Below are 14,287 nucleotides of genomic sequence, written 5' to 3'. Positions count from 1 at the left end.
GTTATACAGCCTCCGCTTCCGAACCAATAATGACCGTTGTGTCATCGACAAATTGATAAGGTGGTACAACAAGGTTTAATGGTGCCGGTACGCTTTGGAATACACGGCCAGCCATATCGAATTTAGAACCATGACAGGGACAGAAAAACCCATACGGCACACCTTCAACGGCTTCTTCAAAGGCACCATCTTTTAGATATTGTGGCGAGCATCCTAAGTGGGTGCAGATCCCGACCAGAATGAGGTACTCTTCCTTTAATGACCGATATCGGTTCTTAGCGAAGGTCGGTTGTTGTTCCGCTTCTGAATTGGGGTCACGAAGACTGTCTTCATGGGCCGCGAGTTCTTCCAGTATTTCAGGTGTTCTGCGTACAATCCATACCGGTTTGCTACGCCACATCACACGAATTAACTGCCCAGGTTCAATCGCACTGATGTCGACCTCCACATCAGCACCAGCAGCTTTCGCTTTTGCACTAGGGTTCCACGAAGTGACAAAAGGAACCGCCGCGCCAACAACGCCTACCGCACCCACAACGGACGTCGCAACCGTTAAAAAACGGCGACGATTGTTGCTTTCAGGTTGGCTTCCGTTGAGTGCAGAGTCTTTTGCATCGACTGATACGTTACTCATCCACATTTCTCCAAATTTGGATTTTGGGCCCGTTGTAATCAATTAACGTTTTAATTACAAAAGTACCGCTTTGGCCTGTCTTGTTTGCATTGCTAGTGCCAAAGACACTGAGCGACTCGATAGTTATCGTTATTTCGATCGGGAATGATAAGTGAAAAGCCCTTATTGTTACAAGGTTTTATCGTCGATAAAACGCCGATAACATGCGCTCAATCAAAGACAATGAACATATTATGTGCGAAACGTAATGAAATAACATTGTCTATAGATGGTTCATCCGGCAGTTGACCGCTACCCCATTCCATAACTAAATTATCTTTAACTTTCAGCAACAAAGATATTCAACTTCTACTTTCCGTTCGTTTTGAAACTATAGCCTAAGCATAACAAATAATCGTGTTATCCCCGCTATTTTAATGTTTTGTCATCAAAGGGACAAAAAAAGCCATGAACATTTCATACACATAATATTTCAATACTGTTACCGTTTTTTAGCACATCAACAAGAATGCTGTATGATGGATTATCACAGCATGGTCTTGGTATCTATCGACTTTTATCGCCCCGCTGTTAAAGTAAGTTCAGTTTTTAAATCACTGACTCGGTTAGCTGTTCTCGTTTATATCTTTTCCTCTCAGTACCAGCGAAACACCATGTGCTGGTGCCTTTATTAGGAGTTAACATGGTTCGTTTAGTCACTCTCATCCTTAGTTATATCCCCGCTTATTTGTTTGCCTGTACCGTTAACGGCGTACACTTTTCCAATCAATTTGAAGCCGGACGATTAGCGGGCTGTGAATCTGGTGAGGAAAATCAGTTTATCTTGCATTTCAAACCTGAAGATACCCCCATTAATCCAAGCCCTTGGTTTTACTTTAGTGCACAAACAGAACAACCCCGTACCATTAACGTATCCCTTGATTTTGGCGAGTTCCTACCTCGCTATTTACCTAAAATTAGTCATGATAAAAAGACCTGGACTGCCATCCCTTTTGACTCTAAAGGTAATGCAATGCAAATCACTTTGACGGTAGACAACGAACCGGTTTATGTAGCAGCCCAAGCACCGTTATTAAATGATGAGTATCATCGCTGGTTAAATACCATCGCCAAACGATTAAAGACAAAAGTGAATGTCATGGGGAAGAGCCTAGGTGAACGCCCCATATACGGCTTAACGCATCAGAGCGACAGTAAACAGTGGCTAGCAATACTGGGCAGACAACACCCACCGGAGCTAACGGGTGCATACGCATTACTTGCATTTGTGGATGAACTTACACGTCATTCTTCACTATCTAAAACCTTCTTATCCCGCTTTAACCTACTGCTTATACCTGCATTAAATGTTGATGGGATGGCCAAAGGTAACTGGCGTCATAGTGATGGTCACATTGACCTTAATAGAGACTGGCATAATCTGACTCAGCCAGAAACCCGATTAGTCGATAACTACCTTACTGAGATTGTAAGTAAAGGAGGCAACATTGCTATGGCGGTAGATTTTCATTCTACCTTTTACGATGTGTTTTACACCATCCCCGAAGATGCCGATATTACGCCCTCTACACTGGTTAACGACTGGCTTGCCCAATTAAAGTCTGAAACCCAACGCATATTTAACTTAACCATTAAGCCTGGCAATAAAGCAGGTTCCGGGGTATTTAAACAATACATCGCCGATAAATTTCATTCTCACGGTGTCACCTATGAAGTAGGTGATACCACCCCTCGACACAAAATCGATTATGTGGCTCATAAAGCAGCCAGAACCTTAATGGAAAGTATGCTCGCTTTACCGGATGAGGCTTACCTACCTAACACTATGACCCAAAAAGGAACCGAATAAATGAAAGCAGGTATCACATTATTATTACTAGTGATTCCGTTATTCACTATCGCCAAGGAACACGCAGATCCAGACACCGCATTTGTGCGCAATAAAATGGCTTCTTATCAATCTGAGGCAGACACCATAGCCGACTCTTTATGGCAGTGGGCCGAACTTGGCTACAAAGAAACCCGCAGCACGGCTTTAATGCAAGACGTACTGTCGAATCACGGCTTTACTGTTACCCCCGGTGTCGCAGGCATACCTACCGCTTTTGAAGCCAGTTTTGGCAATGAGGGCCCCGTTATAGCATTACTTGCTGAAATGGATGCTTTACCGGGCTTGTCTCAACAGCCTTCTGCCACTAAGCAAAAGCAACCCGGAATGGAAAACGGCCACGCTTGTGGCCATCACCTGTTTGCTGGCGGTGCCATTGGCGCTGCATTGATCATTAAAGACTACTTAGAGCAAAGCGGACTACCGGGACAAATCCGGGTGTACGGCACGCCTGCCGAGGAAGGCGGTTCGGGCAAAGTCTATATGGCAAGGGAAGGATTATTTGATGATGTGGACATCGCACTACATTGGCATCCTGGAGATAGAAATTCTGCCCGTGCTTCGTCATCATTGGCCAACAAAAGCGCCAAATTTCGTTTCTATGGTGTCGCCGCTCACGCAGCTGCTGCCCCTGAACGAGGGCGCTCTGCTTTAGATGCTGTTGAAGCCATGAACATGATGGTAAACCTGATGCGTGAACATGTTCCAGATGGCACCCGTATCCATTACGTTATCACTAATGGCGGTGCGGCCCCGAATATTGTTCCTGATTTTGCTGAAGTTTATTATTACGTTCGTTCACCAGAGCCTGATGTCGTGCTGTCGTTATGGGATCGCCTAACAACCATTGCCGATGCTGCTGCCATGGGCACTGAAACCAGAGTGGATTACGAAGTGTTAGGTGGAACGTGGAATCTACTACCCAATCTCACTCTCGCAGCGCAGATGGACAGCAGTATGCACGCCATCGGTGGTATTGAATATAGCTCCTCAGAGCAAACCTTTGCTAAAGACATTGCGCCGACGTTAGGAAACAAAGCCACCCAGATGGTAGGAACACAGAAAGATATCGAACCTTTTTCTGAAGTTATCCCAGTGTGGTCAGCATCAACGGATGTGGGTGACGTGAGTTGGCAAGTTCCCACCGCGGGAATAAGAACGGCAACCTGGGTGCCCGGTACACCGCCCCATAGCTGGCAAGCCGTAGCGGCTGGTGGCACTACCATTGGCAAAAAAGGCATGACCTTGGCCGCGAGTACCTTGGCATTAACGGCCATAAAGTTGTATCAGCAACCTGAAAAAATTAAAAAAGCCAACGCCGAATTTAATCAACGTAGAGCCGGGATCGATTATCAACCCCTCGTTGGCGAACGCCAACCTGCACTAAACTACCGTGATTAAACACGGTAGTTTGGGCAATAAAAAACCCGGTACATGACCGGGTTTTTTTAATTCCAATAAACGTATTAACGTTTTGAGAACTGTGGCTTCTTACGTGCTTTATGCAGACCAACTTTCTTACGTTCAACGCGACGAGCGTCACGTGTAACAAAGCCTGCTTTACGCAGTGAAGGACGCAATGCTTCATCGTAATCCATCAGTGCACGAGTAATACCGTGACGGATTGCGCCAGCTTGACCGTTAGAACCACCACCTTTAACAGTGATGTAAAGGTCAAACTTTTCAGTCATTTCTACTAACTCAAGTGGCTGACGAACAACCATGCACTCGGTTTCGCGGCCAAAGTACTCATCAAGAGCACGTTGGTTTACTACGATGTTACCTGTACCAGGACGCAGGAACACACGAGCAGTAGAACTTTTGCGGCGGCCTGTGCCGTAGTATTGAGTATCTGCCATGTCAAACGCTCCTTAGATGTCCAAAACTTGTGGCTGCTGTGCTGCATGCTTATGTTCAGCACCAGCGTAAACTTTCATTTTGCGGAACATTGCACGGCCCAGAGGACCTTTTGGCAGCATTCCTTTAACCGCTTTTTCGATAACCATTTCTGGTTTGTGAGCAAGCAGCTTTTCAAAATTAGTTTCTTTCAGACCACCAGGGTAGCCAGTATGCGAGTAGTACATTTTACCTTGCGCTTTGTTACCCGTCACGGTTACTTTATCAGCATTGATAACAACGATGTAATCGCCAGTATCAACGTGAGGCGTGTATTCAGCTTTATGCTTACCGCGCAGACGACGCGCAATTTCAGTCGCTAAACGACCTAGAGTTTTGTCTGTGGCATCTACCACATACCAGTCACGTTGTACCGTTTCTGGCTTAGCAACAAAAGTTTTCATTTAAAATCACCCGAAAAATTTCTTCGTTACAGATTACCGGAACACCCGGAAATCTCATGAAAATCAATGACCGGACCCCTTCGAGCCCATTGATTCTTCCACCTTCCCAAAGGTGGGTGTAACTGGGCAGGGCGCGAATTATACAGGATTTGCATAAAAAGCGAACCCCTAACAAGAAAAATAGCGCAATATTATTCTGTTAACTGGCAATTGTATGAAAATCGACTACCTTGGAAATACCCGCAGCCTGTTTATTTGGCACGGCTTCACCTCTTATTCGCGTGGTATATGTTTCAACTTCAAGGGATATAAAAGTTAATGTGGAGATTCATTATCTTGATGGCATGCATACTTATATCAGCGGTTTGCCAATCAACAACCTATACCTACACCCAGTCATTTACGGGTACTCAGTACGGTAAGTATCAATTTGATGTTATGCAGGCGGCCCTTGATGTTACAGCCAAAAAATACGATAAAGTCTCTCTTAAGTCCCATCCATTCCCCATGTCCCAAAGCCGTCAAATAGTCACACTACTCGACGGTAAAGCCGATTTAATGTGGAGTGTCACCACCGAGAAATTAGAAAATACCTTACTGCCGGTAAGATTTCCCTTGCTCCAAGGCTTAGGTGGACACCGCATTTTTGTTATCAACCAAGCCATGCAAGCTCACTTTCCCCCTAATCAAACATTGGACAATATAAAGCGTATGGCCTGCGTACAAGGGGCGGATTGGCCGGATACACAGATTTTAAAAGATCATCATTTTACTGTGCACTCCGCCACATGGTCTGATTGGTATACCGGCATGTATCGAAGTTTAGAGGAAGGGATGGCGGATTATTTTCCACGAAATGTGATAGAGGTGCAGCGGGATCTCAATTACCACCTCAGTGAAAAACTACGTATTGAGAAAAATCACCTTTTGGTTTACCCAAGTTACGAATATCTTTTTGTTTCCCCCCAACGCCCTGAACTACAAGCACGGCTTTATGAGGGATTAACAATACTATTGAAAAATGGAGAGCTAGCAAAATTATTCAATCACTATCCTGAACACAGAAAAGCCAAAATGATGGTGAACAAGGATCATCGGGTAGTACATCACTTGTCTTCCAGCGTCCTTCCCTATACCTGGGACAATAGTAACTGGGAAGCGTCGCCCCAAGCCTTTTTACAAGAATTCTATGCGCGCAACGAATCCTGGTTTTAATTTTCGTTGCGTTTTACTTGTTGCCACAAGGCTTCAAGCCGGTCTAGGTTCAATTCTTCAACCCTATTGCCAGCTTGCTTTGCCAATAATTCTACCTGATTGAATCGCGCGGCAAATTTTCTACTGGCGCTGCGCAGGGCGGTATCAGCGTCAACATTACAGTGGCGAGCAAGATTCACCATCGCGAATAAAGCATCACCAATTTCTTCTTCTACCCTTTTAGCAGAAATATCACACGCGCCGAGTTCCTCGGCAATTTCATCTACCTCTTCTTGCACTTTGGCAAGTACAGGGGCGGTGTCGGCCCAATCAAACCCTACTTTTGCACACTGTTTTTGCAACTTTTGAGCATACATCAACGCAGGTAAGTTATTAGGAACCGTGTCTAACAACCCTTGGGGTTGATTCCCCTCGGCCCGCTCGGCTTGTTTAATGGCATCCCATTGTGCGGCAAGCTTTTCTTTGGGTACGGATTTTCCGGCAAAAATATGCGGATGTCGTCGAATAAGCTTTTGACTGATACCGTTTACCACATCGTCAAAACAAAAGGCGCCTTCCTCTTGGCCAATTTGCGCATAAAACACAATTTGAAAAAGCAGATCGCCCAACTCATCACAAATTGCCTCTGGTTGCCCACTGGCAATGGCATCCACCACTTCGTAGGTTTCTTCAATGGTATAGCGAGTAAGGGTTGACATGGTTTGAGCCACATCCCATGGGCAACCTTGTTCAGGATCCCGCAACCGCGACATAATGCTGAGTAAACGGGCCATGGGTTCGGTGGCTTCAACCGGTCTTTCGTTTGACATCCACCACACCTTTTAATTGCAGCAAGCGAGACATGACCTTGGATAAAACTTGTTTATCAGGCACCTCTACGGAAATCGTGATCATGGCAGTTTGCCGGGTTTTATCACTTAAACTATTAACCCCAAGCAAGGCGACACTTTCATTTGCCAACACGGTGGTGATATCACGTAAAATACCCGTTCTATCACTACAAAATATATCAATGGCCGCCTCAAACCCTACTCTTAGATCATTTGACCAAGACACCTCAATTTGACGTTCTGGGTGTTGCGACAATAAATGTTGTAGTTGATCGCAGTTTTCTTTGTGTACGCTCACCCCACGTCCTTGGGTAATGTAACCCATAATGGCATCCCCTGGGACCGGTTTGCAGCAATTGGCCAACTGACTCATCAGGTGCCCAACCCCTTCAATCACCACGGAATCCGCCTTGCCGTTAGCGCCGGCTTTGCGGCGGGTTTTTACCTTCGGACTTATTTCATCTTGTTCCGGTAATGGCTCTGGTGATAACAACTGCTGAATATGATTGACCACCGTCATCACACGGATGTCGCCCACCCCGACTGCCGCATATAGATCGTCGTTACTTTGCAGGTTATATTTTTCACAAGCTTCCGGCGGCACTTTTACCGGCAGATGGGCCCGTTGTAACTCTCGCTCTAAAAGCTCTTTTCCCGCTTGTTGGTTATTTTCTTTATCTTGCTTTTTAAAGTACGAGTGAATCGTGGCTCGTGCTCGGGATGAATGCACGTAACCTAGCCCTGGATGCATCCAGTCTCGGGAAGGATTTAATTCTTTGCCGGTATGGATTTCGACTTGATCGCCACTTTGCAATTGGTAAGTAAATGGCACAATACGGCCGTTAACTTTCGCGCCAATACAGCGATGACCCACGTTACTATGAATATAATACGCAAAATCCAGCGGCGTAGAGCCTTGTGGTAAATCCACAACATCGCCTTTGGGGGTAAAAACATACACCCTGTCATCGAACACCTGACTACGCAGTTCTTCTACTAAATCGCCACTTTCGGCAACTTCTTCTTGCCACTGCAAGATACGGCGCAACCAGTTAATACGCTCATCATAACCGGAAGTTTTACCCGTTGATCCTTCTTTGTATTTCCAATGTGCCGCCACCCCTAGCTCAGCATCCTGATGCATTTGTTGTGTGCGAATTTGAATTTCCACCGGCTTACCGTTTGGCCCGACAATCACCGTGTGAATCGATTGGTAGCCGTTGGGTTTTGGGGTAGCAATATAATCGTCAAACTCTTTGGGAATATGTTTGTAATTAGCATGCACGGTGCCTAACGCGGCATAGCAGTCTTGTAACCGTTCAGCAATAATTCTCACTGCACGAATATCGAAAAGCTGTTCGAAAGTGAGATGCTTTTTCTGCATCTTTTTCCATATGCTGTAGATATGTTTAGGACGCCCATACACGTCGGCTTTGATGTGCTCGTTGTCCATCAACCCCTGTAGGTCTTCCACCACATTATCGATGTATTCAGCCCGCTCTTTACGCTTTCCATCCAGTTGCTTGGCAATTTGTTTGTAGGTTTTTGGATGCAAATAGCGAAAAGCCAGATCCTCCAATTCCCACTTTAACTGCCCAATGCCCAGACGGTTGGCTAACGGTGCGTATATCGTAGCGCACTCACGGGCCACCAGCACTCGGGTTTCTTCATCGGCTTTTTTCACCTGTTGAAGTTCACAAATACGTTCAGCCATCTTTATGACTACCGCCCGCACATCTTCCACCATGGCCAACAGCATGCGTCTAATACTATCAATATGCTGTTCGTCGGCCGTGGCTAACACGGCGTCACCAAGGCGACGACTGTGCAGGGTTTTAATGGCATCCATGCGACGGACACCATTTATTAAATCATTAATTTCCTGGCCAAACTCAGCAACAATTTCCGTTTCACCCAGGGCGTGTTTTTCACAATACGGATACACCAATGCTGCCTGCAGCGTGGCATCATCCATATTGAGTTGGTGCAAGATTTCTACCATTTCCTGTCCGACCAACAAACGTTCGGGCATATGTGAAACGGCTTTTAGTTTGTCTTTCGACGTATCGCTGATAGACAAGCTGTCTAACCAAACATCAAAGGGAGGCCTTTGTGCCTCATGTACTTTTCGTGTTGATACCATAAAACATCAACTCGCTTATGCGTTGTTTTTGTCCGTGAATAGCATCATGACTTCAAGGTGGCGAGTTTGAGGAAACATTTCCACTAAACCGACCTTTTCAATGCTATAACCTGACGCCAGCAGGCAACGGGCGTCTCGAGTGAGCGTACTGGGGTTGCAAGAAACATACAAAATTGTGTCAACTCTGTGTCTTGCTAACGCTTCACATACCACCTGAGCACCGTCTCGTGACGGATCCAGGAGAATCTTGTGGAACCCTTCCTGTAAGGCATCTTCGCTTGTATCGGCACAACTCAAATCAAGATGCGACCAGTGGATCCCGTCAATGCTCTGCAATAGCGCATTCTCATTAGCGCGATGCACCATTTGTGCCACGCCCTCAGCGGCAAAGACCTCTGCCCCTCGTTGGGCTAAAGATAAAGAGAAATTGCCTAGTCCGCTAAACCAATCTGCGATTTTCTCTTCCGGTTGGGGGTTTAACCACGCCATCGCTTGTTGAATCATACGCTGATTCACTTGTTTGTTAACCTGAATAAAATCATCCGGTCCGGGTCGTATGACCAATCCAGGCTCGGTTTCACAAGTTAGCGGGCCGGCCTCGTGCAATATTTTAATGCCACCACTCAATTGAAGTTGCACATTACTTTGGTGGTCTTTTGCAAACTGAATAAGGGCTTGCTCGAATGCTGCAGTAGCCGGTTTGGTCATTCGTAACGTAATGGCAGTGACCTCATCACCTGCCATTACACTGACATGACCAATATTCTTTTGATCACCGTGGGCCGACAACAGTGTTTTTAACGGCACAATCAATGATGATAATGCCGGCTCAAGAATGGGACAGGCATCAATGTCCATGACATCTTTACCATTTATCTGGCGATAACCCAGCTTCAAACCATTCTTATTACGAGCATCAATGGCAAAGCGCGCTTTGCGCCTATACCCTTGCGCGTTTCCCACAATAGGGGGTGCCCAAGGTAATGCCGCTATTCCCAACTGCTTGTGCCAGTAATCTGTTAGCGCTTGCTGCCGTAAAGACAAGGCTTGGTGCGCTTCAACATGTTGAAGTTGACAGCCGCCGCACTGCTTAGCCACAGGACAAAATGGCGAACGTCTCGCATCACTTTTTTCAATAACACGATGTACTGAACCATAAGCAACACGCTTTTGTTGCTTGTGCACATTTACTTCAACGGTCTCCCCAGGCAAAGCGCCTTCTACAAATAATACCGGCTGCGCTTGGGTACAAACACCTTGCCCTAACATATCCCATGTATCCACGGTGACAGTACGACGTGGTGTCTGCGCTTTTTTACCCGTTGATGGTTTATAAAAACTTACCATGATTTAACGTTGTCCTGATTCGAGGATCACTGTCGCCACCGCATAATGTTGTTCATCGGAGATGGAGACATGGCTATTAGCCACCCCCTTTTCATCACAGCGGTTGGCAAATTCGTTAAAGAACGCCAATTTTGGCGCCCCAAAATCATCATTGCTAACCTCGATATGCTGCCAGCCAATACCACGGCCAATACCGGTGCCCAACGCTTTTACCGCCGCCTCTTTGACAGCAAAACGTTTAGCCAAATAACGCACTGGTTCTGCACTGTTTTGATACAAAACAAGCTCTGCCTCGGTCAGTATTTTTTCGGCCAAACGCTGACTGCGGGAGAGGGCCTTTTCAAGGCGCGCTATTTCAACAATGTCTGTGCCTATTCCTACTATGGCCATTAGCTAAACCGCATTCCCCAAACGTGCCTCTTGCATAAGCAGCCGCATGTCTCGTACCGCCGTTTCTAGTCCATCAAAGGCAGCTCGGGCAATAATGGCATGACCGATATTCAGCTCGATAATTTCGGCAATGGCCGCAATGGGCTTCACGTTGTGATAATGCAGTCCATGACCGGCGTTAACTTTTAAGCCCCGTTTACTGGCATATTGAATGCCTTGGGTTAGACGCGCTAACTCTTGTGCTGCCTGTTGTTCATTTTTTGCCTCTGCGTATTGGCCGGTATGAATTTCGATATAGGGTGCGCCACACTCTATGGCCCCATCTATCTGCTTTTCATCACTATCAATAAACAAAGACACCGCAATGCCAGCTTGTCCAAGTTTATCGCAAGCTTGTTTGATGGTATCAAGATTCCCAGCCACATCGAGGCCACCTTCTGTGGTTAATTCTTGTCGTTTTTCAGGCACTAAACAACAAAAAGCCGGTTGAGTAGCCAACGCAATCTCAATCATTTCATCGGTCACGGCCATCTCTAAATTAAGACGGGTGTTGATAGTCTGAGCCAATAGCTTTACGTCTCGGTCTTTGATATGACGGCGATCTTCTCGTAAATGCACCGTGATACCATCTGCCCCGGCTCGCTCGGCAATATCCGCAGCATGTACTGGATCAGGGTAGCGCGTGCCTCTAGCATTACGAAGGGTGGCAATATGGTCAATATTTACGCCAAGAAGGATCTCATTCATAGGTACATCTGCCCTTAAGATAAAATTAGGAAATTGTAGCAAAAAGCGCCATGGGTTGCCGCTGCAATTCGTGCCATTATAATGGCTTTATTAGCGAAAAAGTTCTCGGCTCTTTAACGGTTTTCCACCTAAAAGGTGATTTAACGCAAGGCGGTTTATACGCTTTGCAGCCCCTAGGGATAAATCGGTCCATTGTCCATTACCAAGCAGCATCAATGCCGCCCCCGAAATACGGGATTTGTGATTCGGTTGCCGGCACCGAACAAACCCTTGTTCAGGAGAATACAAGTACCACTTGTCCGCCACAATAGGATCACCGGTGATGCCATCGGTAAACCAATCGGCAAGCAACCCCATTTCGTCAAGCAAGGCAAATTCAAATTCACGTAAGGTTTGCTCGATAGATTGAGCAAGGTTAAGTTGTGTTAGCGCATGCTGATATTGTCGGTACACCGGTTCGCTGACCACGCCGGTGGGAAGAAGACGATTGATCAGCTCATTGAGATACATGGCACAAAACAAGGCTTGGCCTGCTAGCATCGACATGGGGCCCACGCATTCGGCAAGACGTAAATTTTTTAATTCACTGCGGCCAGATAGTTGGATGCGTAATAGTCGAAAGGGCTGAAGTACGCTTTTTTTGTCATTTTTTCCATTACGTACTCCTTTGGCGACGGCACTGACACGTCCACTTTGTAACGAAAAAAAATCAACAATATAAGACGTTTCCCGGTAGGGGCGTCGGTGCAAGACATAGGTATCTAGCCATTCATTATTTTGCATATGAGGGTTTAACTACGCTTTATCCGAACCACTTTCATAAACTCAAATTCCATACCGGCCACCACCTCACTTTGGCGATAGTAGGTCATATTTACCCGCCCGCCACGCAATGTTCTATATGGTTTTTTTCTTTTAAAAACAAAAGGTACATCAAGGTCTTCTAGCATGATGGTATGTCTTATCCAATCACCATCCTGGCGCTGAACATGGGACACCACTCGGCAGTTCTCGCTGTGAGTGAGTTCAGGATGTTTTTTGATCAGGGCTTTACTATCACTCAACGGGGGCTATCTCTTCGATCAACAGTTGCACTGATTCTCGCCCGCGGAAGGTATTGATGTCCAGTCTGTAAGCAACTTGAGCCCGTTTAATCTCTGTGCTGGGCCAAACATCTGTATCCACTGAAAAGGCAATACCATCCACTTCTTCACCGTCGGCTTTTCTTAGTACCAACTTAAGGTGATTTTTATTTTCTCCCACCATCCGCTGATCGACAACGTCAAATTCACCATCAAATAACGGTAATTCAAACCCCTGACCAAAAGGCCCTGCCTGACGGATTTCGTGGGCAAGTGGAAGTTGAATGTCTGCACCGTCTAACTCGCCATCAGATAGAATTTTTCTTTCACAGTCTAACGCTGCCATATGACGGGCGGTGACATGATGGAGGGCTTTTTCAAACTCAGGCAGTGCAGCAATGGGTAAACTCAGTCCTGCCGCCATGGCGTGTCCGCCAAATTTGCTAATAACACCTGGCCACCCGGTATTGACTTCATCTAGCAAATCTCGAATATGCAGGCCCGGAATAGAACGGGCAGAACCTTTCAAGGTATTCTCATCCTGTTTAGCAAAAACAATAACGGGACGGTGATGTTGCTCTTTTAGGCGGCCAGCAACGATACCAATGACCCCTTGATGAAAATGGGCTTGATACAAAATCAGTGCTGGCGGTAAAGAATCGGCCATGGTTAACGAAGCCAAGACCGACTCAGCTTCTTCTTTCATTTCTGTTTCTATAGCCCGGCGCTGCAAGTTTAGTCGATCCAGTTCAGCGGCCATATGCCGAGCTTGTAAGGGATCGTCACAAAGCAGACATTCAATGCCAAGGGCCATATCATCTAAGCGCCCCGCCGCGTTTAGTCGTGGCCCAATAACAAACCCTAGGTCGACGGCATTTAAATAGCTAAGGGGTTTATTTCTATTCGCAATTTCAAATAAGGCTTTGATGCCGGGCCGACAGCGACCACTGCGAATACGTTGTAACCCCTGATGCACGAGCACTCGGTTGTTTTTATCTAACTGCACCACGTCGGCCACCGTACCCACCGCCACGATATCTAATAGCGAGGCTAAATTAGGGGCGGGATTTTGTGCATTAAACCAGCCTACTTTATTTAACGCCGATCGCAGCGCCAGCATAAGATAAAAAGCCACCCCCACCCCAGCAAGGTTTTTAGATGTAAACGAACAACCTGGTTGATTGGGGTTAACAATGGCATCGGCCGGCGGTAGGGTTTCTGCGGGCAAGTGATGGTCGGTAACGATGACCTCAAGGCCCAATGTCTTGGCGTGGGTAACGCCAGGCACACAGGCAATGCCATTATCGACAGTAAGCAGAAGGTCTGTGCCTTGTTCATAAGCCACATCCACAATCTCTTTGCTTAAGCCATAACCAAAGTCAAAGCGATTGGGTACTAGGTAAGACACCCGGGAAAGCCCCATTTGAGTGAGCGCTAACATACACACGGCAGTGGAAGTGGCACCATCGGCATCAAAATCACCAATAATGGTGACGCGCTTATCTGTTTTGATGGCATTGACCAAGCATAATGCCGCTTCATCAATCCCTTTAAGATCTTGGAAATGGGCCAACTGGCCTGCCGCATTATCTAGTTCACTAAGGGATGCGATAGCTCGACCACGATAAATGCGGTCAAGCACAGGATGCAAAGACTGACTTAGAGGCGCTTGTGAATGAACAGAGCGCCTAACAATGGGAAGGGACATACG

General features: G+C 46.5%; 14 protein-coding genes. 3 read left to right on the top strand and 11 right to left on the bottom strand.

From position 1 onward, the window contains the following. Nucleotide 1: 1 nt before the first annotated feature. A complete protein-coding gene (gene petA / locus KO501_RS05530; RefSeq protein WP_216028651.1) occupies nucleotides 2-634 on the bottom strand; it encodes a ubiquinol-cytochrome c reductase iron-sulfur subunit in 633 nt (210 codons plus the stop codon). A gap of 682 nt (nucleotides 635-1,316) precedes the next feature. On the opposite strand from petA, the gene KO501_RS05525 reads away from it, so the two are divergent. Next, a complete protein-coding gene (locus tag KO501_RS05525; RefSeq protein WP_216028650.1) occupies nucleotides 1,317-2,483 on the top strand; it encodes a M14-type cytosolic carboxypeptidase in 1,167 nt (388 codons plus the stop codon). After that, complete coding sequence (locus tag KO501_RS05520; RefSeq protein WP_216028649.1) at nucleotides 2,484-3,923, top strand: amidohydrolase; 1,440 nt, start codon at nucleotides 2,484-2,486, stop codon at nucleotides 3,921-3,923. A gap of 65 nt (nucleotides 3,924-3,988) precedes the next feature. On the opposite strand, the gene rpsI is transcribed toward KO501_RS05520, so the two are convergent. Both rpsI and rplM read right to left on the bottom strand, forming a co-directional pair. After that, nucleotides 3,989-4,381, bottom strand: coding sequence for a 30S ribosomal protein S9 (gene rpsI, locus KO501_RS05515; protein WP_216024532.1), 393 nt, complete (start codon nucleotides 4,379-4,381; stop codon nucleotides 3,989-3,991). A gap of 12 nt (nucleotides 4,382-4,393) precedes the next feature. Beyond that, entirely contained in the window at nucleotides 4,394-4,822 is a 429-nt protein-coding gene (gene rplM, locus KO501_RS05510) for a 50S ribosomal protein L13 (protein ID WP_216028648.1), read from the bottom strand. A 318-nt stretch (nucleotides 4,823-5,140) separates the two neighbouring features. Here rplM and KO501_RS05505 point away from each other — a divergent pair, with 318 nt between their 5' ends. After that, nucleotides 5,141-6,037, top strand: a complete 897-nt coding sequence (locus KO501_RS05505) for a hypothetical protein (RefSeq protein ID WP_216028647.1) — start codon at nucleotides 5,141-5,143, stop codon at nucleotides 6,035-6,037. Here the strand turns inward: KO501_RS05505 and mazG are convergent. The 8 genes from mazG to recJ all read right to left on the bottom strand — a co-directional run bounded on the left by mazG (nucleotide 6,034) and on the right by recJ (nucleotide 14,284). Beyond that, nucleotides 6,034-6,846 (bottom strand): nucleoside triphosphate pyrophosphohydrolase, encoded by an 813-nt coding sequence (gene mazG, locus KO501_RS05500; protein ID WP_216028646.1) that lies wholly within the window; start codon nucleotides 6,844-6,846, stop codon nucleotides 6,034-6,036. The genes KO501_RS05505 and mazG overlap by 4 nt on opposite strands. After that, nucleotides 6,824-9,010 (bottom strand): GTP diphosphokinase, encoded by a 2,187-nt coding sequence (gene relA, locus KO501_RS05495; protein WP_216028645.1) that lies wholly within the window; start codon nucleotides 9,008-9,010, stop codon nucleotides 6,824-6,826. Before relA ends, mazG begins: the two co-directional genes overlap by 23 nt. Before the next feature lie 15 nt (nucleotides 9,011-9,025). Beyond that, a complete protein-coding gene (gene rlmD / locus KO501_RS05490; protein ID WP_216028644.1) occupies nucleotides 9,026-10,357 on the bottom strand; it encodes a 23S rRNA (uracil(1939)-C(5))-methyltransferase RlmD in 1,332 nt (443 codons plus the stop codon). A gap of 3 nt (nucleotides 10,358-10,360) precedes the next feature. After that, nucleotides 10,361-10,747: a holo-ACP synthase gene (acpS, locus tag KO501_RS05485; protein ID WP_216028643.1), complete on the bottom strand. Its 387-nt coding sequence runs from the start codon at nucleotides 10,745-10,747 to the stop codon at nucleotides 10,361-10,363. Between the two features lie 3 nt (nucleotides 10,748-10,750). Next, nucleotides 10,751-11,494: a pyridoxine 5'-phosphate synthase gene (gene pdxJ, locus KO501_RS05480; RefSeq protein ID WP_216028642.1), complete on the bottom strand. Its 744-nt coding sequence runs from the start codon at nucleotides 11,492-11,494 to the stop codon at nucleotides 10,751-10,753. Nucleotides 11,495-11,584: 90 nt separating this feature from the next. Further along, a complete protein-coding gene (recO, locus tag KO501_RS05475; RefSeq protein WP_216028641.1) occupies nucleotides 11,585-12,277 on the bottom strand; it encodes a DNA repair protein RecO in 693 nt (230 codons plus the stop codon). An 8-nt stretch (nucleotides 12,278-12,285) separates the two neighbouring features. Then, nucleotides 12,286-12,558, bottom strand: a complete 273-nt coding sequence (locus KO501_RS05470) for a hypothetical protein (RefSeq protein ID WP_216028640.1) — start codon at nucleotides 12,556-12,558, stop codon at nucleotides 12,286-12,288. Then, nucleotides 12,551-14,284, bottom strand: coding sequence for a single-stranded-DNA-specific exonuclease RecJ (gene recJ, locus KO501_RS05465; protein ID WP_216028639.1), 1,734 nt, complete (start codon nucleotides 14,282-14,284; stop codon nucleotides 12,551-12,553). Before recJ ends, KO501_RS05470 begins: the two co-directional genes overlap by 8 nt. Between the last annotated feature and the right edge of the window lie 3 nt (nucleotides 14,285-14,287).

Source organism: Alteromonas sp. C1M14 (genome assembly GCF_018860965.1).
Lineage (GTDB): Bacteria > Pseudomonadota > Gammaproteobacteria > Enterobacterales > Alteromonadaceae > Alteromonas.
Note: the sequence above shows the minus strand (reverse complement) of the source record. Positions and strands in the feature narration are given on the sequence as shown.

What these genes read in the sequence shown, in the direction of transcription:
- recO (WP_216028641.1), bottom strand. Translation starts at nt 12,277, where the DNA reads ATGCAAAATAATGAATGGCTAGATACCTATGTCTTGCACCGACGCCCC.
- petA (WP_216028651.1), bottom strand. Translation starts at nt 634, where the DNA reads ATGAGTAACGTATCAGTCGATGCAAAAGACTCTGCACTCAACGGAAGC.
- KO501_RS05525 (WP_216028650.1), top strand. Translation starts at nt 1,317, where the DNA reads ATGGTTCGTTTAGTCACTCTCATCCTTAGTTATATCCCCGCTTATTTG.
- rpsI (WP_216024532.1), bottom strand. Translation starts at nt 4,381, where the DNA reads ATGGCAGATACTCAATACTACGGCACAGGCCGCCGCAAAAGTTCTACT.
- recJ (WP_216028639.1), bottom strand. Translation starts at nt 14,284, where the DNA reads ATGTCCCTTCCCATTGTTAGGCGCTCTGTTCATTCACAAGCGCCTCTA.
- KO501_RS05520 (WP_216028649.1), top strand. Translation starts at nt 2,484, where the DNA reads ATGAAAGCAGGTATCACATTATTATTACTAGTGATTCCGTTATTCACT.
- relA (WP_216028645.1), bottom strand. Translation starts at nt 9,010, where the DNA reads ATGGTATCAACACGAAAAGTACATGAGGCACAAAGGCCTCCCTTTGAT.
- rplM (WP_216028648.1), bottom strand. Translation starts at nt 4,822, where the DNA reads ATGAAAACTTTTGTTGCTAAGCCAGAAACGGTACAACGTGACTGGTAT.
- mazG (WP_216028646.1), bottom strand. Translation starts at nt 6,846, where the DNA reads ATGTCAAACGAAAGACCGGTTGAAGCCACCGAACCCATGGCCCGTTTA.
- acpS (WP_216028643.1), bottom strand. Translation starts at nt 10,747, where the DNA reads ATGGCCATAGTAGGAATAGGCACAGACATTGTTGAAATAGCGCGCCTT.
- KO501_RS05505 (WP_216028647.1), top strand. Translation starts at nt 5,141, where the DNA reads ATGTGGAGATTCATTATCTTGATGGCATGCATACTTATATCAGCGGTT.
- rlmD (WP_216028644.1), bottom strand. Translation starts at nt 10,357, where the DNA reads ATGGTAAGTTTTTATAAACCATCAACGGGTAAAAAAGCGCAGACACCA.
- pdxJ (WP_216028642.1), bottom strand. Translation starts at nt 11,494, where the DNA reads ATGAATGAGATCCTTCTTGGCGTAAATATTGACCATATTGCCACCCTT.